Source organism: Ruegeria sp. N8, from assembly GCF_056531325.1.
On the sequence record NZ_JBQFLQ010000008.1, the window covers coordinates 176,908 to 198,488 of the forward strand.

Consider the following 21,581-nt stretch of genomic DNA (forward strand, 5'->3'; position numbering starts at 1 on the left):
TGCGATACCGAGAAGGTCAAGCCGCACGTGGCTAAGTCATGCGACGCATCAGGCCCTCAAGCGGTCCACGCGTGAACCAACGCGACCAAAGCAGGCCCGCCAGTGAAGACAGTATGCAAAAGCCCAGCGCATAGAAGACAATCTGAGCAGGGGAGAGAGAACCGTCCAGCAGATCTGCTTCTTCTAGCGCGCCCATACCGATCAGGATATGCGCGACATACAGTGTCAGGCTGATCCGCCCCGGCGCTGTCAAAGCTGATGCGACGCCCAAGCGTTTGAGCTTTGGCCACAGTTTCAGCAGCAGCCCGATCACCACGCAGGCCGATCCGGTTCCGGCGAGGATATAGAATGGTCCGGGCGGAATGGATTCGGTGCCCAGGTAAGCGACCAGGTCAGGGTCCTTGACCAGCATCGAAGGAAACATTGCAAGCACTGCTGCGCCGAACCCCCACATGATCAGGCGGTGTTGGATACAGATCGTGTGGAGTTCTGACCGCCCAATTGCCATGCCAATCAGCAGGAACGCAGCCCATGGCAAAACCGGATGCCAGCCGTTGAAGACCGCGTTGCGCAGAAAACCGGGTAAGGTCCAGAGGTCGTTATACGTCAGGGTCGCCCAGTTCCATCCATTGCTGTAGTCGAAGGTCAGATTGGCCAGTACAGCCAATCCGACGATACCCAGAGCGCCCAACCAAAGGCTTCGCGCCGAGGCGGTCAAAAACGCTGCGCCGACCACAAAATACAATGCGTAGAAATGCAGGATGTCGGCGTCAAACACGTTCATGTTGATCAGCCCCAATCCAAAAAGGAACAAAGCACGCCGCAGCAGCAGAGGGGCCGCGATGTGTGACAGGCTGATGCCGATCCCGGCCAGGATCACGAACAAGGCCGCTGCACGCCCCTCCAGCGCATCGACCAGAGCCGTCGCCCAGCCGCCATCTGGCGCAACCTGCGCCGCGATCCGGAAATTAACCAACACCATACCGCAGAACGCCAAAAACCGGGCTGCGTCCAGTGCCTCTAACCGTTTCATGCTTGTCCTCATATTTGCCGCCTGCGGTTCTGCTGGGTCTTTGTGGCGCAAGTGCGGCTGCACCCTGTAAACAAATCGCGAGCGGCTGCGCCTGTTTTCAACCTTGACCCTATCCAACCCGCGCACAGGGCGGTATTTCCGCAACAGTCTGAAGATTGCATTAAACCGCGCGGTCGCGCCTTGAAACACAGGGCAGGGTTCCCAGTCTATGAACAGGCAGATTTCAACCGGGAGGAGGCCTATGGCACAGGTGCAAACGGATCATCCGCACAACACGGGGCATGTACTCACAAGCGCGCGGCTCAAAAGGGCGCTGATCCTGTTGGTTGCGATCTGTGCTGCTGTCTATGCCGCGATCCTTGGGTATATGTACGCCAACCAACAATCGCTGTTGTTCAAACCGGGCGAGACGCTATCTGCGCCGGCTACGGTCGGTCTGGCGGATGTCGAGGTGCTTTCACTGCCCATGGCCGATGGTACCCAGCTGGCTGTTTGGACGGCTCCTCCGGCCACAGAAGGCGCGCCTACAGTGCTGTTTTTCCATGGTCAATCCGGCAGCCTGGGGGATCGCGCAGATCGGATGCGTGAAATCCTCAACAGTGGTTTCGGCCTGTTCGCCCCCAGCTATCGCGGCTTTCCGGGTAGTGAGGGCACGCCCTCTGAACCGGCGCTGATCGGCGATGGGATCCAGATGTATGACCGCCTTGCTGCGGCGGGTCACTCGGTTGTTCTGCATGGGCAAAGCCTTGGGACCGGCGTTGCCGCCGCCGTGGCCGCGCAGCGCCCTGATGCACGCCTGTTGGTGTTGGAGGCACCGTTCACCGCAACGGTCGATGTCGCAGCTGAACGTTATCCGTTCCTGCCGGTCTCAGCCCTTATGAAGGACCAATTCGCAACCCGCGACCTGATTGATCAAGTCAGCGTGCCAACGCTGATCTTCCACGGCACGGCGGACACGACCATCCCGGTCCACCACGGGCAGTCTCTGGCCGAAATGGCCGGAGACAACGCGCTGCTTTTCATCATTCCCGACGGTATGCATAACGACCTCTGGTCCCACGGCCTATGGGATCAAGTACAACAGGCGCTGATCAATTAGCGGTCAAAGGATCCGCCCGGCCACCGCATCCAGTTTGGCCAGCAGGGCCGGGTCACGTTTTTCCGGTGCTGTCAGAATGGCGTATTCCAACGCACGGTCACATCCATGCGGGCAGGGGGCACGGTCTGCCCCCAAAAGCACGGGCAACCCTTTGACCAGGGCCCTGCCTTTTTCCGCGTTGCCGGTCAGGGTGGCGATAATGGCGGTGACGTCAACCTCGCCGTGGTCAGGGTGCCAACTGTCGTAATCCGTGACCATCGCGATTGAGGCGTAGCACAGCTCGGCCTCGCGGGCGAGCTTGGCCTCAGGCATGTTGGTCATGCCGATCACGTCACAGCCCCAGTGTTCGCGGTACATTTTGGATTCCGCCAGCGATGAGAATTGCGGGCCTTCCATCGCCAGATAGGTGCCACCGCGGTGGATATTGATCCCGGCGGCCTTGCCTGCGGTTTCACACGCATCCGACAGGCGCGGGCAGGTTGGATGGGCCACGCTGACATGCGCCACGCAACCGGTGCCGAAAAAGCTTTTCTCGCGCGCAAAGGTCCGGTCGATGAACTGATCTACGATCACGAAGTCCCCCGGTGCCATATGATCGCGAAACGACCCGCAGGCAGAGACCGAGATCACATCGGTGACACCCAGCCGTTTCAACGCGTCGATATTGGCGCGATAGGGTACCTCGGTCGGAGAGTGCACGTGGCCGCGCCCATGGCGGGGCAGGAACGCCATTGCAACACCGTCCAATGACCCGGTCAGGATCTGGTCTGAAGGGTCTCCCCAGGGCGTCTCGACAGTGATCCATTCTGCATTTTCCAACCCGTCAATGTCGTAGATGCCTGATCCGCCGATGACGGCTATCTTGGTCTGGGTCACGTGCTTTCTCCGAGTTGTTGTGCGAGTTGAAGGATTTGTGCGCCGAGCGACGACGGCTGACAAGGGGCAATGCGGCTTATTGTGACGTCAACAGATTGCGCGCCTGCGCCTGTTGTTGGAAATCCGCCCAAGCGGGGCTGAATTCCTGCAATGGCCATGTTAGGTCCTGTGCCTGCCCATGCCTGTCGCGGAATTCGAACCGATAGGCCTCGCCCTTCAGCATGGCTTCAACGATCTCATCCGCACCGACGCCGTCAAACGTGCAGTTCAACCCGGTCAGACATCCAGGTCTGCGCGTGCGCCAAACCGCTCCGTCCTTTCCATCGATCCGAAAGCCGGATGGCCAGAACAACGTGCCGGGCTCGATACCGAACTCGATCTCCACGCCATCCGGGGCAGGGGTGATAAAGATGAACTGTGCTCCAAATTTCGGGCGCAGCGAAAACACCTCGGCCCGGCGAATGTAACAGCGTTGCTTGAGCGCCCCGTATTCCTCGCGCTCATCGCAGATGGAATTCCAGACCCCGTAGGTTTCATAATGGGTCACACGCCAGTTGCTGGCAGTGTCATTGCCCTGCAAATCCTGCGCCAAGGCAGCAATAGGGGTCAGAAGAAACAAGATCAGCCATCGCATGGCGCAAAGGTGTGCCCCCGGTGTGGCAGGTTCAACTCACGACTTTGTGAGATACCGGCTATGCGCCCCGTGCATAGCAGCCTCCCGCTTGATGCGGTGGCTCAGAGAGCGGATGACAGGTAGAAGGCCCCTTTCGCGCGCAGATCAACCGACAGGACATTCCATGCCCCGAGCCATGCTGGCAAGCTTTGCCAACCGTATTGCCAAACCCGACCTGCGTTGGGTGCCGGATGAAGGGCTGACACCGTCCCGTTTGCGGATCGAACTGCTGTCTGGCCTGACCGTGGCCCTTGCGCTGGTGCCCGAAGCGGTGGCATTTGCCTTTGTCGCAGGCGTGCATCCGTTGGTTGGCCTCTATGCTGCCTTCATGGTCGGCCTGATCACGGCGCTGATCGGCGGGCGTCCGGGCATGATCTCGGGTGCGACCGGGGCCTTGGCGGTTGTGATGGTGGCGCTGGTGGCGGAGCATGGCGTGGAATACCTGTTTGCGACCGTGGTTCTGATGGGCATCCTGCAAGTGATTGCCGGGGCCATGCATTGGGGCCGGTTTATCCGCTTGGTGCCGCATCCGGTGATGTTGGGCTTTGTAAACGGGCTGGCGATCGTGATCTTTCTGGCGCAGCTTGGGCAGTTCAAGGTTCCGGGCACAATGGAGAACACCGGCCACGGCATGGGCGGAGGTGAGTGGCTTTCGGGTCTGCAGCTTTACACCATGTTGGGCCTGGTCGCGCTGACCATGGCGGTGATTTGGGTCATGCCGCGCATCACGCGTGTTGTTCCGGCCCCTCTGGCCGGGATTGTCGTTGTTGCCGCGCTGGTGATCGGCTTTGGCCTGGATGTACCGCGCGTAGGCGATCTGGCCTCGATCGAAGGCGGCCTGCCGCCTTTCCACATTCCGATGGTGCCGCTGACCTGGGAAACCATTGAAATCATCCTGCCCTACGCCGTCATTCTGGCCGCCATCGGCCTGATTGAATCGCTGCTGACCCTGAATCTTGTGGGTGAAATCACGGGCAAACGGGGCGGAGCGTCACAGGAATGCATCGCGCAAGGCGTGTCCAACGTCGCTACCGGGTTCTTCGGTGGCATGGGCGGCTGCGCGATGATCGGCCAGTCGATGATCAACGTGAAATCCGGTGGTCGAACTCGAATCGCTGGCATCGCGGCAGCCTTGTTTTTGTTGATTTTCATCCTTTTCGCGTCCCCGCTGATCGAGCAGATTCCGCTGGCCGCATTGGTCGGCGTGATGTTCATGGTGGTCATCGGTACCTTCGCTTGGAACTCGTTCAACATCATGCGCAAAGTGCCCCTGATGGATGCGTTCGTCATCGTGCTGGTGACGGTTGTTACGGTGATGGAGGACCTTGCGGTTGCAGTTGTCGTCGGCGTCATCGTCTCGGCTCTGGCCTATGCCTGGAACAACGCCAAGCGCATCCATGCGATTACGCGGGATTCTGAAACAGAGAAAGGTGCGAAAGTCTACGAAATCCAAGGCCCTCTGTTCTTTGGTTCTTCTGACGGATTTGTCGAACTTTTCGATGTCCCGAGTGATCCCGAGACCGTCATAGTGGATTTCGCCGAAAGCCGTGTGGTCGATCAATCTGCCCTTCAGGCGATCGAAAACATCGCTGGCAAATACGAAGCGGCCGGTAAACGCGTGATGCTGCGCCATCTGAGTCGAGATTGCCACAAGCTGCTGAACAAAGCCGGTCACCTTATGGTCGATAGCGACGATGACCCTGATTATGAAATCGCGGTCGATTATTCAGTTCGCACCGGCATTCTGGGCGGTCACTGAGGATTTAGCGAGGCTCCGCCTCGCGCTCCGGGATATTTGGGGCCAGATGAACGGAGGATCCCCTGCTTCATCTGGCTATAAATATCCCGGGGGAGTCGCCTAATAGGCGGCGGGGGCAGCGCCCCCTATACGCTCAGTCATCCGGGCGGTTGAGTGAGAATAGTTCAGTAACCACCGAATAGTCGCGGTATCCGAGCCGCGCCAGTGGCTGAAACGCCGTGACGTCGAACTTGCCATCCTTCAAACAGTCATCGCGCAGGTGGACACCGGTGACTTCGCCGAAAACAACGCGGTTCGCCGCGCCGGGCAGTGTGACGATCTGGGTCAGCTTGCATTCCAGGGCGGCGGGCGCGTCTTGAACCCTAGCACATGGGATCGTCTCGCACTCCACTGCAGTCAAACCTGCGTGGCCGAATTCATCCACATGTTTTGGTAACCCGGCAGAGCTGGCGTTCATCGCATCACGATGCGCATGGGCGACAACGTTGACGCAGAAAACGCCTGTTGCTTCGATATTGGCGAGACTGTCTTTGCCGCCGTCTTGGTCGGGTTTCGTCCCGGTCGTGGCAAACATCACCTGTGGCGGTGTATACGCGACCCCGTTGAAGAAGGAGTACGGCGCCAGATTGTTGATCCCATCGCCGTCGCGGGAAGAGATCCAGCCAATCGGGCGCGGGGTTATGATGGCGTTGAAAGGGTTATGCGGCAGGCCGTGGCCGTCTTCGGGGCGATAGAACATATGAACTCCAAGCGTTTGCCCAAGGCGTAACGAAGTGCTAGGGCGAATTCCAGCAAGGAAAAGAGGGCAGGGGTGCAGCAATTCACGATCAAGCCGGAGGACCCGGACGATTGGTGGGAGGTCGAGGCTTTGTACGACCTGTGCTTTGCGCCCGGGCGCGAGGCGCTGTCCTCGTACCGGTTGCGCGATGATGTTCCGCCGGTTGAGGGCTTGTCTCTAGTGGCCCGAGATGGTGAGGGCATTTTGGCGGGGGCGATCCGGTTCTGGCCCGTTCATGTGGGGACCTTCGATGCGTTGTTGCTGGGGCCGGTGGCCGTGCACCCCACCCATCAGGGGGAGGGCTTGGGCGGTTTCCTCATACACGAGGGCTTGCAGGCAGGTCTTATCAGAGGATGGGAGCGGGTGATGCTGGTGGGCGATGCACCTTATTACAGTCGTTTCGGCTTCGCCCGCCTGACCGGAGTTGAGATGCCGCCGCCCACCAATCCCGAACGGGTTCTGGGGGCTGAGCTTGCCTTGGACGCGTGGACGGATGTCAAAGGTCCTGTAACGCGTTGGGACCGATGAGCTATTGAAAAAACGGGGCATAGTGCCGATCTTTTTAGGACAGGAGGGCACGCATGCAGAACGTTGTTCTTGTCGAAGAACTGGATGCCGAGGCAGAGTTGGACCGGCTGGCCGGGTACTACCGCTCGGCGGGTGGGCCGGGTGTTCGGTTGCTCAACAGTCTGGGCGGATCTGCGGAAACCTTGCTGGATCAACTGCCCCCGTCAGTGCGAGAGGCGTTGACTGGCGCAACCGAGCAGGCGCTTTGGCTGGCCATGCATGCCGCCGAAGGGTCGCGCAGGGCGGTGCCGGATCAACGACCTTGGGTGAATACGGCTGTGACCACGGCCATGGGCGCAGCAGGCGGTGTGGGCGGAGTGTCGACCTCTTTGGTGGAATTGCCCGCAACGACCACGATGCTGTTGCGCGCCATACAAGGTGCTGCGGCACGAGAAGGGTTTGACCCATCGGAAGACGGTGTGAAATTCGATTGTGTGCAGGTTCTGTCCGCGGCGGGTCCGCTGTCCTTCGACGATGGTGCGGATTTCGGGTTTTTTTCAGCTCGGATGACGTTGACCGGACCGGCCCTTCAAAAGCTGATCGCCACCGTCGCGCCGAAACTGGCGGTGGTGCTGGGGCAAAAACTCGCCGCGCAATCCGTACCTGTTTTGGGGGCGCTTGCTGGGGGTGGGACGAATTATGTCTACACACGCTATTACCAGCGTATCGCCCGCGTGCATTTCGGTTTGCGCCGATTGGCCAGTGATGCCGATATCCCGCATGACGATCTTGTGCGAAAACTGGCCGCACGCATGTGACGCTTGGTGGAGTTCGCCAAGTATGGTAGTGGTTCTGCGACGACCCTCTAAATAAGTACAAAAACCAAAGCTTTGGGCGTCGCAGGTGTTGAAAGGGGCACAGGGCATGAGCAGGCTATGGCGGTATCAACCGCCGGAATCGGACAGGATTTCGGTTCGACAACAATCCGCCGCATTGTGTTACCGTTTACGTGCGGGCGCCCCCGAAGTTTTGCTGATCACAACTCGTAGGTCGGGCCGCTGGATTATTCCCAAGGGCGGATTGATCAAGGGGATGTCTTCGTCCGAGGCAGCGCGGCAGGAAGCCTGGGAAGAAGCGGGCGTGCGTGGGGTCTGTTCGGCTGAGATGATCGGGCGTTACACACACATAAAACAAAGGCGCAAAAAAGGAGCGGTCCTTTGCCTCGTGGATGTGTTCCCGCTGATAGTAGTGTCCTTATCGGAGCGCTATCCCGAATGCGGTGATCGTGAGCGCGCATGGTTTTCGATGCGGGCGGCAGCGGCGCGGGTGGATCAGCCTGAACTCGCCCAAATGTTACGGCAGGTGGCAACGCAGTCGCATTGATCTGCAGACTGGGGCTTGTCATTGTTTTGATGGTCAGTATCTATTCGGCAATCGCAATCTGGACGGATCATGATTCAATACGCCTTGAAATGCAGCCAGGGCCACGCGTTTGACAGTTGGTTCCAATCGGCCGCCGCTTACGACAAGCTTGCCGGGGCAGGCATGGTGGTCTGTGCCATCTGTGGCGACGCTTGCGTTGAAAAGGCGATCATGACCCCGCGTGTGCGCCCAGCCCGAAAGGTCGAGGCGCGCAGCGAAACACCTGCCAAGGAAGAAAACCCGGTCGAGATGTCGGTTCCACCCGCCGAGCTTGAGAAGGCGCTGTCCGAGTTGCGGCGCAAGGTCGAGGAAAACTCGGACTACGTGGGTAAGGATTTCGCGTCCGAGGCACGCAAGATGCATTTGGGCGATGCCCCAGAACGGGCTATCTATGGTGAAGCCAAACCCGAAGAGGCCAAGGCCCTGATCGAGGACGGCGTTCCTGTCGCGCCCTTGCCCTTTATCCCCAGCCGCAAAAGCAACTGATCCTAAGTTTACCGAGGGGCCAACGCCGCCGTGGGGATTTCGTAGACCTCGCCGGGGTCAACGAAGATCACCATGACGTTTCCCTGCGTCTCATAGCTGAGGCGCGCGGCGGAATCGGTGGATTCTGGGATGCCGTCGGCGAAATAGATGTTGCGTACCTCGCCATTGCCCATGCCAACTGCCAGAGTTATCCGTCCATCGTCGCGATGGCGCAGCTCGGCGTTGCAGCTGCGCAGCGGTTCACCCGCATTGGTGGCACAGGGTACGGTTCCAAGCGCGTTCTGCCCATCTGTTGCGGCAAGCGAGGCTTGCTGAGCCAAAGCGGGTGTGGACAACAAGACAAAAGCAAGGGCTAGGCGGGGCATGGGGAACCTCTTCACAAATGGAACGGGGCCAAGCTGACACCGTGGTGGGGGGATGTAAAGCACCCGTTAGACCGCAGTGGAAAAGGTTTTGAACACTTGCCCTTGCGGCCCCCCTGACATAAGACGCTCGGGATCTGAATTCCAAGGCGCGGAGACACCAGCCCCCATGCCCGTACTCGTGATGAAATTCGGCGGCACATCTGTCGCCAACCTGGACCGCATCCGTCGCGCTGCGAAACGTATCGGCGTCGAGGTGGCAAAGGGCTATGACGTCATTGTCATCGTCTCGGCCATGTCCGGTAAAACCAATGAGTTGGTAGGCTGGGTGAACGAGACCTCTCCATTGTTCGATGCGCGCGAATATGATGCGGTTGTATCCTCGGGCGAGAATGTGACCGCCGGCTTGATGGCGCTGACGCTTCAGGAAATGGATATCCCCGCCCGCAGCTGGCAGGGCTGGCAGGTGCCGCTGATGACCACCAGCGCCCACAGCCAGGCCCGGATCGAGGAAATCCCGACCGAGAACCTGAACCAGAAATTCGGCGAAGGCATGCGCGTTGCCGTCGTCGCCGGGTTCCAGGGCATCAGCCCCGAAGGCCGCATCACCACGCTGGGTCGCGGAGGATCGGACACGACGGCGGTGGCCTTTGCCGCAGCTTTTGGTGCGGAGCGCTGCGACATCTATACGGATGTGGACGGCGTCTATACCACCGACCCGCGCATCTGTGAAAAGGCGCGCAAGCTGGACAAGATTTCGTTCGAGGAAATGCTCGAATTGGCCTCGCTGGGGGCCAAGGTGCTGCAAACCCGCTCGGTCGAGCTGGCGATGCGCTACAAGGTGAAACTGCGCGTTCTCTCAAGTTTCGAAGAACAATCCGACGAGGCCGGTACGCTGGTCGTCGATGAGGAGGATATCATGGAATCCAATGTTGTGGCCGGTGTGGCCTATTCCCGCGACGAAGCTAAGATGACCGTTGTGTCCGTGGCAGACCGCCCCGGCATCGCCTCGATCATCTTTACCGCGCTCAGCGATGAGGGCGTAAATGTGGACATGATCGTGCAGAACATCTCGGACGAGGGACGCACCGACATGACGTTCTCGTGCCCGACCGATCAGGTGGCACGCGCCGAGAAAGCGCTGTTGGCGATCAAGGACGCGGGTGAGTTGAACTATGCCGAACTGGTCGCCGACGAAGACGTCTGCAAGGTTTCGGTGGTTGGCATCGGCATGCGGTCGCAATCGGGTGTTGCGGCCAAGATGTTCAAAATTCTCTCGGATGAGGGGATCAACATCAAGGTCATCACAACCTCCGAGATTAAAATTTCCGTCCTTGTGGACAGGAAATACATGGAACTTGCGGTTCAGGCACTGCATGATGCCTTTGAACTGGACAAGGCGGCCTGAGCGTTTTAGCCAAAGGTCTTGCCTGACGCACTAATTTGGGTGGGCCATGGCGGACGGTACCGAAACTGAATCCCGCAAGCTGCTTGGGCGGCTGCGCGAAGAGATGGCGAGCGAGGCCGCCGGTCAGGAACGTCTTGACCGGATCACCCACCTGATCGCCGATAGTATCCGGGCCGAAGTGTGCTCGATCTATCTGTTTCGCGATGAAGACACATTGGAGCTCTGCGCGACCGAAGGGTTGTCACCCGAGGCTGTTCATAAGACCCGAATGCGCATGGGTGAGGGGCTTGTGGGTCGTGTAGCTAAGTTCGGCAAGATCGTGAACACACCGAATGCGCCTGCCGCCAAGGGTTTCCGTTATATGCCTGAAACCGGGGAAGAGAGATTCTCGTCTTTCCTGGGTGTGCCGATCCAACGTCTGGGTGAAAAACTTGGTGTTCTGGTGGTCCAATCCCGCGATGCGCGGGAATACTCGGCGGACGAGGTCTATGCGCTGGAAGTAGTCGCCATGGTGCTGGCCGAGATGACCGAACTGGGTGCCTTTGTGGGTGAGGGTGCGGCTCTGTCGCCACGACACCAGCAATCGGTACAGCTGAGCGGCGGCCCGGCGCAGGAAGGCTCGGCCGAGGGCCATGTCTGGTTGCACGAGCCGCGCGTGGTGGTCACCAACCCCATTGCCGAAGACCCTCATCGCGAACGTGAGCGGCTGACCGAGGCCGTCGATGAATTGCGGGTCGGCGTCGACAAGATGCTCGAGATATCAAAGGATGGCGATACCGAGCAGTTGCAGGTGCTGGAAGCCTACCGGATGTTCGCGAATTCCAAGGGCTGGATGCGCCGGATGGAGGAAGACATCGCTCGCGGCTTGAGCGCCGAGGCGGCTGTCGAAAAGGAGCAATCGCAGGCCCGGGTGCGGATGGGGCAAGTAACGGATCCCTACCTGCGCGAACGTTTGGCTGATCTGGACGACCTTAGCAACCGTCTGCTGCGTATTCTCACCGGGCAAGGCAACACCAATGGCGCGGATTTGCCGCCTGACCCGATCCTGATCGCTCGGAATATCGGGCCCGGAGACTTGCTGGAATATGGCAGGTCGCTGAAAGGGATTGTGCTGGAAGAAGGCTCGGTCGGAAGCCACGCAACGATTGTGGCGCGGGCCTTGGCGATTCCGCTGGTTGTGCATGTGGGCCGAATTACGACCGAGGCGTTGAACGGGGATCACATCCTTGTCGACGGTGACAACGGCAGCGTCCATCTGCGCCCCGAAGATTCCGTCGTCACTGCCTTCCGCGACAAGATCGCCATGCAGGCGCAGGCGCAAGAGAGATATGCCTCGATCCGCGAAACGCCTTGTGTGACCCGTGATGGCGAGCGGATTAATCTGGTGATGAATGCGGGTCTGATGGCGGATTTGCCCTCGCTGGGCAATTCGGGGGCCGAGGGCGTAGGCCTGTTTCGGACCGAGTTGCAATTCCTGATCCGCAATCAGATGCCGAAACGGTCCGAGCTTGTGACGCAGTATCAGCGGGTTCTGGACGCGGCGGGCGAAAAGCGCGTGGTGTTCCGGACGCTGGACATCGGTTCGGACAAGGTTCTGCCCTACATGAAACACGTGGAAGAACCCAACCCCGCGCTGGGTTGGCGCGCAATTCGGGTGGGGCTGGACAAGCGCGGCGTGATGCGGATGCAGTTGCAGGCTTTGATGCGCGCTGCCAATGGCCGCCCGCTGACGATCATGTTCCCATTTGTGGCACAAGCTGACGAATTCCGTGATGCCAGGTGGGAGGTCAACAAGACCATTGAACGCGAAAAGCGTCTGGGTCACGTCCTGCCGGAAAAGATCGAAGTTGGAGCGATGCTGGAAACGCCCTCGCTGGCTTTTGCGCCGCAGAAGTTCTTTGACGAGGTGGATTTTGTCTCGATCGGAGGCAATGACCTGAAACAGTTCTTCTTTGCAGCTGACCGCGAGAACGAACTGGTGCGCCGCCGCTATGATACGCTGAATGTCAGCTTCCTCAGCTTCATTGAACGCATCGTTGAACGCTGCAACATCTCGAACACGCCACTGTCGTTCTGCGGTGAGGATGCCGGCCGACCGGTCGAAGCGCTTTGCCTTGCTGCGATGGGCATCCGGTCGCTGTCGATGCGGCCTGCCTCAATCGGGCCGGTGAAAAGCGTTCTGTTACGGGCTGATCTGCAATCTCTGCGCAAGATCATCGCAGATGCGCGGCACCGGGGCGAACAATCCGTGCGCCCCGCCGTCATGGAGTGGCTGCGCAATCAGGGCTAAGCGGGCAGGGATTTTGAAACTAATTTCAAATCCGGTGTTGATTTATGCGTCGGAATTCATTAGGTCGGCGGTGAATGTTAGCGATAACATAACTGGTAAGCCCAGTGAGTTCTGAAGGAGCCTGTCGATGGTTTCACGCGTAATCCCGGTTAATCCCTTCGATCTGGTGCTGTTTGGCGCGACCGGAGATCTGGCGCAACGCAAGATCCTGCCCGGCCTGTATCATCGCTTCGAGGTCGGCCAGATGCCGCCCGAGGCCCGGGTGATCGGCACCGCGCGCTCGGATATCGACAGCGCCGCGTTCCGAGATCAGGTCCGCGCGTCGATGAAGGAATTCGCGCCGGAGTTCAAAAAGGATGTGCTGGATCGGTTTCTGGCACAGGTCGAATATGTCTCGGTGGATGCACTGGGGAACAAAGGCTGGCCAGAGCTAGCCAAAATGTTGCGCCCGGACGTGGTGCGCGCCTTTTACCTGTCGGTCGGTCCCAGCCTGTTTTCCGGGATTGCACAACGCCTGAACGACCACGGCGTGGCAACGCCTGACAGCCGGATCGTCGTGGAAAAGCCGTTCGGGCACGATCTGGCCTCGGCCAAGGCGCTAAACGAAGGGCTGCGCGCCTGTTTCGAGGAACATCAGATTTACCGTATCGACCATTATTTGGGCAAGGAAACGGTGCAGAACCTGATGGCCTTGCGCTTTGCCAATTCCCTGTTCGAGCCGCTGTGGAACGCCACTCATGTCGACCACGTTCAGATCACCGTCGCTGAAACCGTCGGGGTCGAAGGGCGCGGGGCCTACTACGACCAATCCGGCGCGATGCGAGATATGATCCAGAATCATCTGGTACAACTTCTGTGTCTGACGGCGATGGAGCCTCCGTCGAAATTCGCGCCCAACGCGGTGCGCGATGAAAAGGTGAAAGTGATCGAAGCGTTAGAACCGGTCGACGCAAGGGATATCGCCCGAGGTCAGTACCGTACCGACAAGGGTGGCGACGGCTATCTGGACCATGTAGGAGATCCGGCCAGCCGCACCGAAAGCTACATTGCGCTCAAGGCGCATATTGGCAACTGGCGCTGGGCCGGGGTGCCGTTTTATCTGCGCACGGGCAAGCGCCTGCGAGCCCGTGAATCCGAGATTGCGGTTTTCTTCCGCGACCCGCCGCATACGATTTTCCCGAATGTTGGCCCTCTGCATGGCAACGTGCTGGTGATCCGCCTTCAACCCGACGAAGGCATTACCCTGCGCACCACGATAAAAGACCCCGGCCCGGGCGGCTTCCGTCTGTCTGATGTGGCGCTGGATATGAGCTTTGCTGAGGCGCTGGGCGCAGATGCGCGGGCACAGGACGCCTATGAGCGACTGGTCATGGACGTCATTCGCGGCGACCAGACCCTGTTCATGCGCGGCGATGAGGCCGAGGCCGCCTGGGCCTGGGTCGATCCTATCATAAGCGGCTGGGAACAGCGTGGTGACCGGCCCGCTAAATACGATCAGGGTAGTTCTGGCCCAGAGGAAGCCCTGATGCTGATGCATCGGGACGGACGCCGCTGGCGTCAGATCGGAGGGTAATCATGGTTCATTCCGTCATCACCGACGTCACTCAGCGCATTATCACGCGCAGCGCCGATCTGCGGGACCCGCATCTGGAACGGATGGAGCAGGCCAAATCCAAAGGCCCCGCTCGCGCGCACCTGTCTTGCAGTGGACAGGCCCATGCCTATGCCGGTGCGGGCGAGGATCAGCAGTCCATGGCCACCGGCACGGCAGGCAATCTGGGCGTCGTCACCGCCTATAACGACATGCTTTCGGCCCACCAGCCGTTCGAACGCTACCCCGCCCTGATCCGCGATGCGATCCGCGCGGCAGGTGGAACAGCGCAGGTCGCGGGCGGCGTACCTGCGATGTGCGATGGCGTCACGCAGGGCGAGGCGGGGATGGAGCTGTCTTTGTTCTCGCGCGATGTGATCGCGCTGGCGACCGGCGTGGCCCTCAGTCACAACACCTATGACGCTGCCGTTTTCCTAGGCGTCTGCGACAAGATCGTCCCCGGCCTGATCATTGGGGCGCAGGCGTTTGGCCATCTGCCCGCCGTCTTCCTACCCGCCGGTCCTATGACCAGCGGCCTGCCAAACGACGAAAAGGCCAAGGTCCGCCAGAAATTCGCGGCCGGAGAAGTCGGTCGCGACGAGTTGATGAAGGCTGAAATGGCGGCCTATCATGGCCCTGGCACTTGTACCTTCTACGGTACTGCCAACACCAACCAGATGCTGATGGAGTTCATGGGCCTGCACCTGCCTGGCTCTAGCTTCGTCAACCCCAACACCCCCCTGCGTGATGCGCTTACCGAGGAAGGCGCGCGCCGCGCCCTGTCGCTCAGCGCGCTGGGCAACCACTATACGCCCGTATGCCAGATCCTCGACGAACGCGCTTTTGTGAACGGGATTGTCGGCTTGATGGCTACGGGGGGCTCCACCAACCTGCTGATCCACCTGATCGCCATGGCGCGGGCAGGGGGTATCGTGTTGGATTGGGAGGATTTCTCTGACATTTCCGCCGTGGTGCCTCTGGTCGCGCGGGTCTATCCCAACGGTTTGGCTGATGTGAACCATTTCCACGCCGCAGGCGGGCTTGGCTATTGCATCGGCACTTTGTTGGAGGACGGCCTGCTGCACCCCGATACGCTGACGGTCGCAGGGCAGGGGCTGCATAACTACACCAAGGAACCCAAGCTGAAAGATGGCGACTTGGTCTGGGAAGCAGGTGCAGGACACAGCCTGAACGACAAGATCCTCCGTCCGGCGAGCGACCCGTTCCAACCCACCGGTGGCCTGTCACGCCTGACGGGCAATCTGGGAACGGGCGTCATGAAGGTCTCGGCTGTCGCGCCTGAACACAGGCAAGTCGAGGCTCCGGTCCGCGTGTTCCACGACCAAGACGAGGTAAAAGCCGCGTTCAAGGCCGGAGAGTTCACTGGCGATGTCATCGTCGTCGTCCGCTTTCAGGGACCAAAGGCCAACGGGATGCCCGAACTGCACTCGCTGACACCCATGTTGTCGATCTTGCAGGGCAGGGGTCACAAGGTCGCGCTTGTCACCGACGGCCGCATGTCGGGCGCTTCCGGCAAGGTCCCCGCTGCGATCCATGTGGTCCCCGAGGCGCTGGATAGCGGCCCCATCGCCTGCCTGCAAGACGGCGATATCCTGCGGGTCGACGCAGTAAAAGGCGATTTGGAGATCCTGACGCCCGGCGTGCTGGATCGTAGACCCGCCACCGCCGACCTCAGCGCCAATCAGCGCGGCGTGGGGCGCGACCTGTTCGGAGCCTTCCGCCAGAATGTCGGGTCCGCTGACACTGGCGCCAGCATTTTCGGAGTGTAAACCATGTCCAAAACCCAACGCACCCGCGAGATTTGCGCACTGGCCCCAATCGTGCCGGTTCTGGTCGTCGATGACGCGGCTCAAGCACGGCCTCTGGCCGAGGCTTTGGTCGCAGGAGGCCTCCCCGCGCTTGAGGTCACCCTGCGCACGCCTTCGGCGCTCAGCGCGATCCGCGCCATGGCTCAGGTGCCGGGTGGTGTGGTTGGTGCTGGTACGCTGATCACCCCAGAAGACGTCCGCGCAGCGAAAGAGGCGGGTGCGCAATTTGGTGTCTCACCGGGTGCAACCGACGCTTTGATCGCCGTATGTGAAGCCGAAGGCTTACCCCTGCTGCCGGGTGCGGCCACTGCCTCTGAGGCGATGCGCCTGTTTGAGCAGGGCTATGACATGCTGAAATTCTTCCCGGCCGAAGCGTCCGGTGGTGCCCCCGCGCTCAAAGCGATCGGCGCGCCGCTGCCGCAAATCACATTCTGCCCAACGGGTGGTGTGTCGCCGTCAAATGCACGCGATTACCTGTCTTTGTCGAATGTTGTTTGCGCAGGCGGTAGCTGGGTCGCGCCCAAAAAGATGGTCATGGACGGCGACTGGACCGGCATCGAAAAACTTGCACGTGAGGCGTCGCAGCTGATGGATTGACGCCGCGCCGGACGTCACTAAATTGGGCGTCAATTCAGACAGGTTGACCTCATGACAAACCACATTTCTCTCGCGCAAGGGCGCGAGTATCTGGCCATTCCGGGCCCATCTGTTATGCCTGACACCGTGTTGCAAGCGATGCATCGGCCGTCGCCCAATATCTATGATGGCGCACTGATCGAGATGATGCCCGACCTGACCCGCGACCTCAAGCGCGTGGCGCGAACCGAACACAACGTGGCGATCTACATCGCCAACGGTCACGGTACGTGGGAGGCGGCACTGTCCAACGTGATCGCTCGGGGTGAGGTGGTTCTGGCCCCAGCGTCCGGCCGGTTCACCTATGGCTGGGCCGAGATGGCCGAAGGCATAGGCGCCAAGCCGCAGTTGATTGATTTTGGGACCTCTTCGCCTTGGAATTTTAACCTCATCGCTGATGCATTACGCGCTGACAAAGCACATGAGATCAAAGCTGTTTTGGCAGTGCATGTGGACACGTCGACTTCCGTGCGCAACGATATTCCAGCATTGCGTGTCCTGCTGGATGACTTAGGCCATCCCGCTCTACTGATGGCCGATTGCATCGCATCGCTCGGGTGCGACCGGTTCGAAATGGACGCCTGGGGCGTCGATGTCATGGTCACCGCCTGCCAGAAAGGACTGATGACCCCTGCAGGAGTAGGCTTTGTCTTTTTCAACGAAAAAGCCGCCGCCAAACGCGCCACCATGCCCCGCGTTTCGCAATACTGGGATTGGGTGCCCCGCGCCCATCCCGACCTGTTCTATCAGTATTTCGACGGGACCGCGCCGACCCATCACCTCTACGGCCTGCGCGCCGCGCTCGACCTGATCCACGCCGAAGGGCTCGAGCATGTTTGGGCGCGCCACGAACGCCTTGCTACCGCCATCTGGACCGCCTGCGAGACATGGGCAGAAGGCGGCGCGCTGCATCTGAACGTGGCGGACCGCGCTTACCGCAGTCACGCAGTCACAGCGCTGCGCCTATCAGACGGACAGGGCACTCCGCTGCGCCATTTCACCGAGACCCAACTCGGCCTCACCCTAGGCATCGGCTTGGGGATGGAGGACTGGGACGGCTGCTTCCGCCTCGGCCACATGGGCCACGTCAACGGTCAAATGGTGATGGCGATGCTGGGCGGGGTCGAAACAGCCCTCGCAGCCCTGAACATCCCGCGCGGCAAAGGCGCGCTCGAAGCCGCCGCAGCCACTCTCGCGGCCTAAAGCGCAGATCCGCCCTTCATCTGGCTAAAAATATCCTCGGGGGGAATCGCGCCCAAGCGCGATAGGGGGCAGACAGCCCCCCGCTCGCTCACCACACGAGCCCAGCTCAGGGAAAACGCGCCTGCGCCTCAGCCAGCGCCTTGGGCAAAGCTGATGCAAACGCATCCAGATCCTTCTCTGCACCGCAACTGATCCGAACGCATCGGTTCTGAGGCGCGGCAAACGGCATCCGCACGAATATGCCCTGCGCAACCAACGCTTCCAGCACCGCCTTGGCAAACTCCCCGTCACGCCCGCAATCTATGGCAACGAAATTGGTGGCCGAGGGCAGGGGCTCCAACCCGTGTTCCCGTGCGATGACACCAATGCGGTCCCGCGCCGCCGCAATGCGGTGCTGAACATGGGCCAGCCATTCACCATCCTGCAAAGCCGCCAAGGCCCCCGCCTGCGCCGCGCGGTTCATTCCGAAATGATTGCGGACCTTGTTGAATGCTGAAATCAACTCCGGCGCTCCGATCCCATAACCGACCCGCGCGCCTGCCATGCCATACACCTTGGAAAAAGTGCGCAGTCGGATCAGACTCGGGTCGTCCGCCTCAACCGGGGCGGTGGTGCCCTCGGGGGCGCATTCCACGTAGGCTTCGTCTAGAACCAATAAACACCCCGCAGGCAATCGCTCCATCGCGGCGACGATATCTGCACCCCTGTGCCAACTGCCCATCGGATTGTCCGGGTTGGCCAGATAAACCAGCTTTGCACCTACCTCAGCCGCCTTGGCAAACAGCGCCACGGGGTCCTCATGGTCATCTCTATAGGGCACCTTGTGGAGCACCCCTCCGAACCCGGCCACGTGGTAGTTGAAGGTAGGATATGCCCCGTCCGAGGTCACAACAGCATCGCCCGGCCCGACAAATAGGCGCACCAGATACCCCAGCAGCCCGTCAATCCCCTCGCCCACAACGATATTTTCGGGCGCAACGTCATGGTGATCCGCCAAAGCATGGCGCAAGTCGTGGTTTTCAGGATCGCCATACATCCAGATACCGGTCTGTGCCATCGCCTCAATCGCACACGGGGAGGGGCCAAAGACGCTTTCATTGGCCCCCAATCGTGCCAGAAAAGGCGCGCCGCGCTGCCGCTCCTGCGTTTCAGGGCCGACAAAAGGCACGGTGGCGGGCAGGGAGTGTGCAAGGGGGGTAAAACGGAACTTTGTCATGAAGGCAGATAAACGTAAGGTCATCCGTCAGGCAAGCTTGCGCTGGGAACAAAACACCCGCACCCTTGCCTGAAGTCACAAGGGAAGGAGCGCACATGCGCATCGCAATCGGTCTGATCCTAATTGGCCTCGCCTATCTGCTTTTCTGGCCGGTCGCAGTTGAGCCCGTTGCTTGGGACGCACCAAAGGCCCCTGATTTTGCAGGTGAATTCGCCGAAAACAACGCGCTGGATCAGCTTGAACTCATCTCCCTGCCCGAAGGCGAGGAGGGCCCTGAAGACATTGCCGTTTTGCCTGATGGCACGGTCTATACGACCACACAGTCCGGAGCGCTCTATCGCATTGATCAAGATGCGCCTCAGAAGGTCGACGATCTTGGCGGCCGACCGTTGGGCCTGAAGGCCGGTCCTGACGGAGCCCTCTATATCTCGGACAGCTATCGCGGACTGATGCGCTGGACCGGGCCGGGGAATTTGGAAACGCTGGTCTCTGAAATTGACGGCGCACCGGTGATCTACGCCAACAATCTGGATGTCGGGCGTGATGGCACGGTTTATTTCTCGAACTCGTCTGACCGTTTCGACCCCGAAACCATGGGGGGTACCAAACCCACTTCGGTTCTGACGATTTGGGAGCAATCGCCCACTGGCTATGTCGCCCGCTATTCCCCGGAGGGAGCCGTCGAAAAGATCGCCGAAGGTTTCGTTTATACCAATGGGGTCGCGCTGTCGCCCGACGAAGATTTTCTGCTGATCGCTGAGACCGGGCGCGCACGAGTGCACAGGCTGTGGTTGACTGGTCCCAAAGCGGGAACACAAGAGGTGTTTCTGGACAACCTGCCGGGCTATCCAGACAATATCAAAGCCCAGGACGACGGCACCTATTGGCTGGCCTTCGCCAGCCCGCGCGTACCGACTGAGGCGCTGATGCCCTATCCGTTTCTGCGCAAGGTGATCTGGCGGTTGGGGCCGATGGTCCGGCCTGCCCCGATCCATCGGGGTATGGTGATCCGCTTCGACGGCGACGGGACGATCCTGCAAAATCTGCAAGACCCCGCTGGACGCTTGGGCATCACGACCGCAGGGCGGATTGTAGGTGATGACTTCTATGTCATGACACTGGATTCGCCGTGGTTCGGCCGAATGCCTGCCGAAAAGCTGCCCTAACGTTGATCTGGAACTTGGTGGCACTTGCAGGCATGCTTGCCTCAACCGGTAATGGGAGGTCCGCATGTCACGCGTATCCGTCGAATACAAAGATCACATCGCTCATGTCACGCTGACGCGCGGCGACAAGATGAACGCGTTGGATGACGCGATGATCAAGGCGATTTTGTCTGCGGGGCAAGAAGTGGCGGCTTCGGACGCGCGAGCGGTGGTGTTGTCGGGCGAAGGTAAGAGTTTCTGCGCTGGTCTGGATATGGCGAGCTTTGCCAAGATGGCCCATATCGACCCGCGCGAATGGCTGATGGCCCGCAGTCACGAAGATGCCAACGAGATGCAGGAACTGGCCCTGATCTGGCGACGCCTACCCATGCCGGTAATTTGCGCAATTCAGGGCGTGGCCTATGGCGGCGGGTTGCAGATCGCCTTGGGTGCGGATGTGCGCATCGCGCATCCTGACACCAAACTGGCCGTGATGGAGATGAAGTGGGGCATCATCCCCGATATGGGCGGTATGGTGTTGCTGCCCAAGCTGGTCCGCTCGGACGTTCTGCGTCTGTTGACTTATACTGCGCGGCCTATCGGTGCGTCGCAGGCGGCGGATTGGGGTTTGGTGACCAAACTCTCTGACGATCCACTGACCGAGGCCATAGCGCTTGCCGAAGACATCGGGGGCCGCAGCCCGTCGGCCATCCGCGCGGCCAAGCGGCTGATCGATCTGGCCGAAACTCAACCTCGCGCCGAGGTGCTGATGGCCGAATCCGCCGAACAGGTTGAGTTGATTGGCAAGCCCGAGCAGATGGAGGTCATCGCGGCCCAAATGCAAGGTCGCAAGCCCGTCTTCAAGTGATCAGCGCATAAATGCGCGGCGGGCGTCGCGGGCCATGTTATAGCGCATCTCAAGATCGGCGATGCGCGCCATCGCCCGTTTGCGCGCTTGCGGATCGCTCGGTGTGGCATAGTCCTGCCTGGCAGCGTCGAGTTGTTTCTTGATCGTGAATTCTTCGGGCAAAACACCGGCCTGCGCCATGATCCGATGCCCGGCGGCCAAAGCAGGATCGGTTTGCGCTTCGCAGGATCGGTCGGGCAGGGGGCGGCCTTCGCCTTCAAGGCCCTCTAGCTGCCCCTCGGCCTGCGCCTTTTGGATCTGGCGTTCGATGAGTTTTGCTAGCGACCCGAACATGGCACTATTCTAAAGGCTGTCTCTGAAACTGAAAACCCCGCCACGGGTGGTGCGGCGAGGTTTGGGA

Annotated in this window: 21 protein-coding genes; 14 read left to right on the forward strand and 7 right to left on the reverse strand. The window is 60.2% G+C overall.

Annotated elements, in window-relative coordinates; translation table 11 throughout:
* Positions 1–31: 31 nt before the first annotated feature.
* The gene (locus ACR0C5_RS15795; RefSeq protein WP_480877784.1) at positions 32–1,033 is read right to left on the reverse strand and encodes a DUF418 domain-containing protein; all 1,002 of its coding nucleotides are present in this window, start codon (positions 1,031–1,033) and stop codon (positions 32–34) included.
* Positions 1,034–1,274: 241 nt separating this feature from the next.
* Here ACR0C5_RS15795 and ACR0C5_RS15800 point away from each other — a divergent pair, with 241 nt between their 5' ends.
* Complete coding sequence (locus ACR0C5_RS15800; protein WP_480877786.1) at positions 1,275–2,132, forward strand: alpha/beta hydrolase; 858 nt, start codon at positions 1,275–1,277, stop codon at positions 2,130–2,132.
* A 3-nt stretch (positions 2,133–2,135) separates the two neighbouring features.
* Here the strand turns inward: ACR0C5_RS15800 and ACR0C5_RS15805 are convergent, their stop codons facing one another.
* Together ACR0C5_RS15805 and ACR0C5_RS15810 are read right to left on the reverse strand one after the other, a co-directional pair.
* Positions 2,136–3,008: an S-methyl-5'-thioadenosine phosphorylase gene (locus ACR0C5_RS15805; RefSeq protein WP_170770009.1), complete on the reverse strand. Its 873-nt coding sequence runs from the start codon at positions 3,006–3,008 to the stop codon at positions 2,136–2,138.
* 76 nt (positions 3,009–3,084) lie between these two features.
* On the reverse strand, positions 3,085–3,642 hold the full coding sequence (locus ACR0C5_RS15810; protein WP_170770010.1) for a hypothetical protein: 558 nt from the start codon (positions 3,640–3,642) through the stop codon (positions 3,085–3,087).
* A 163-nt stretch (positions 3,643–3,805) separates the two neighbouring features.
* Between ACR0C5_RS15810 and ACR0C5_RS15815 the strand changes: the two genes are divergently transcribed.
* The gene (locus ACR0C5_RS15815; protein ID WP_480877788.1) at positions 3,806–5,440 is read left to right on the forward strand and encodes a SulP family inorganic anion transporter; all 1,635 of its coding nucleotides are present in this window, start codon (positions 3,806–3,808) and stop codon (positions 5,438–5,440) included.
* Between the two features lie 133 nt (positions 5,441–5,573).
* On the opposite strand, the gene ACR0C5_RS15820 is transcribed toward ACR0C5_RS15815, so the two are convergent.
* A complete protein-coding gene (locus ACR0C5_RS15820; RefSeq protein WP_170782847.1) occupies positions 5,574–6,179 on the reverse strand; it encodes a flavin reductase family protein in 606 nt (201 codons plus the stop codon).
* A 72-nt stretch (positions 6,180–6,251) separates the two neighbouring features.
* Between ACR0C5_RS15820 and ACR0C5_RS15825 the strand changes: the two genes are divergently transcribed.
* From ACR0C5_RS15825 to ACR0C5_RS15840, 4 genes are all read left to right on the forward strand, one after another.
* A complete protein-coding gene (locus tag ACR0C5_RS15825) occupies positions 6,252–6,746 on the forward strand; it encodes a GNAT family N-acetyltransferase (protein WP_480502769.1) in 495 nt (164 codons plus the stop codon).
* A gap of 53 nt (positions 6,747–6,799) precedes the next feature.
* Positions 6,800–7,543: an EcsC family protein gene (locus ACR0C5_RS15830; protein ID WP_170770014.1), complete on the forward strand. Its 744-nt coding sequence runs from the start codon at positions 6,800–6,802 to the stop codon at positions 7,541–7,543.
* Between the two features lie 106 nt (positions 7,544–7,649).
* Positions 7,650–8,108 (forward strand): NUDIX hydrolase, encoded by a 459-nt coding sequence (locus ACR0C5_RS15835; RefSeq protein WP_480877791.1) that lies wholly within the window; start codon positions 7,650–7,652, stop codon positions 8,106–8,108.
* A 69-nt stretch (positions 8,109–8,177) separates the two neighbouring features.
* A complete protein-coding gene (locus ACR0C5_RS15840; RefSeq protein ID WP_480877793.1) occupies positions 8,178–8,633 on the forward strand; it encodes a DUF1178 family protein in 456 nt (151 codons plus the stop codon).
* Positions 8,634–8,641: 8 nt separating this feature from the next.
* Here ACR0C5_RS15840 and ACR0C5_RS15845 read toward each other — a convergent pair whose 3' ends face one another.
* Entirely contained in the window at positions 8,642–8,998 is a 357-nt protein-coding gene (locus ACR0C5_RS15845) for a hypothetical protein (protein ID WP_480859792.1), read from the reverse strand.
* Between the two features lie 166 nt (positions 8,999–9,164).
* Here ACR0C5_RS15845 and ACR0C5_RS15850 point away from each other — a divergent pair, with 166 nt between their 5' ends.
* The 6 genes from ACR0C5_RS15850 (at position 9,165) to ACR0C5_RS15875 (ending at position 17,952) form a co-directional block, all read left to right on the forward strand.
* Positions 9,165–10,403, forward strand: a complete 1,239-nt coding sequence (locus ACR0C5_RS15850) for an aspartate kinase (protein ID WP_170782841.1) — start codon at positions 9,165–9,167, stop codon at positions 10,401–10,403.
* 46 nt (positions 10,404–10,449) lie between these two features.
* Positions 10,450–12,693 (forward strand): phosphoenolpyruvate--protein phosphotransferase, encoded by a 2,244-nt coding sequence (gene ptsP, locus ACR0C5_RS15855; RefSeq protein ID WP_480548837.1) that lies wholly within the window; start codon positions 10,450–10,452, stop codon positions 12,691–12,693.
* Positions 12,694–12,820: 127 nt separating this feature from the next.
* Complete coding sequence (gene zwf / locus ACR0C5_RS15860) at positions 12,821–14,266, forward strand: glucose-6-phosphate dehydrogenase (protein WP_170790414.1); 1,446 nt, start codon at positions 12,821–12,823, stop codon at positions 14,264–14,266.
* A gap of 2 nt (positions 14,267–14,268) precedes the next feature.
* Positions 14,269–16,074 (forward strand): phosphogluconate dehydratase, encoded by a 1,806-nt coding sequence (edd, locus tag ACR0C5_RS15865; RefSeq protein WP_480877796.1) that lies wholly within the window; start codon positions 14,269–14,271, stop codon positions 16,072–16,074.
* Between the two features lie 3 nt (positions 16,075–16,077).
* Positions 16,078–16,710 (forward strand): bifunctional 4-hydroxy-2-oxoglutarate aldolase/2-dehydro-3-deoxy-phosphogluconate aldolase, encoded by a 633-nt coding sequence (locus ACR0C5_RS15870; RefSeq protein WP_480877798.1) that lies wholly within the window; start codon positions 16,078–16,080, stop codon positions 16,708–16,710.
* Positions 16,711–16,761: 51 nt separating this feature from the next.
* A complete protein-coding gene (locus tag ACR0C5_RS15875; protein WP_480877800.1) occupies positions 16,762–17,952 on the forward strand; it encodes a pyridoxal-phosphate-dependent aminotransferase family protein in 1,191 nt (396 codons plus the stop codon).
* Between the two features lie 106 nt (positions 17,953–18,058).
* Here the strand turns inward: ACR0C5_RS15875 and ACR0C5_RS15880 are convergent, their stop codons facing one another.
* A complete protein-coding gene (locus ACR0C5_RS15880) occupies positions 18,059–19,168 on the reverse strand; it encodes a pyridoxal phosphate-dependent aminotransferase (RefSeq protein WP_480877802.1) in 1,110 nt (369 codons plus the stop codon).
* Positions 19,169–19,263: 95 nt separating this feature from the next.
* Between ACR0C5_RS15880 and ACR0C5_RS15885 the strand changes: the two genes are divergently transcribed.
* Together ACR0C5_RS15885 and ACR0C5_RS15890 are read left to right on the forward strand one after the other, a co-directional pair.
* Positions 19,264–20,334, forward strand: coding sequence for an SMP-30/gluconolactonase/LRE family protein (locus tag ACR0C5_RS15885; protein ID WP_480877804.1), 1,071 nt, complete (start codon positions 19,264–19,266; stop codon positions 20,332–20,334).
* Positions 20,335–20,398: 64 nt separating this feature from the next.
* Positions 20,399–21,181, forward strand: a complete 783-nt coding sequence (locus ACR0C5_RS15890; RefSeq protein WP_170770023.1) for a crotonase/enoyl-CoA hydratase family protein — start codon at positions 20,399–20,401, stop codon at positions 21,179–21,181.
* Here the strand turns inward: ACR0C5_RS15890 and ACR0C5_RS15895 are convergent, their stop codons facing one another.
* Positions 21,182–21,514 carry a DnaJ family domain-containing protein gene (locus tag ACR0C5_RS15895; RefSeq protein ID WP_480877806.1) on the reverse strand — a complete coding sequence of 111 codons (333 nt, stop codon included), beginning with the start codon at positions 21,512–21,514 and terminating at the stop codon, positions 21,182–21,184.
* Positions 21,515–21,581: the final 67 nt, after the last annotated feature.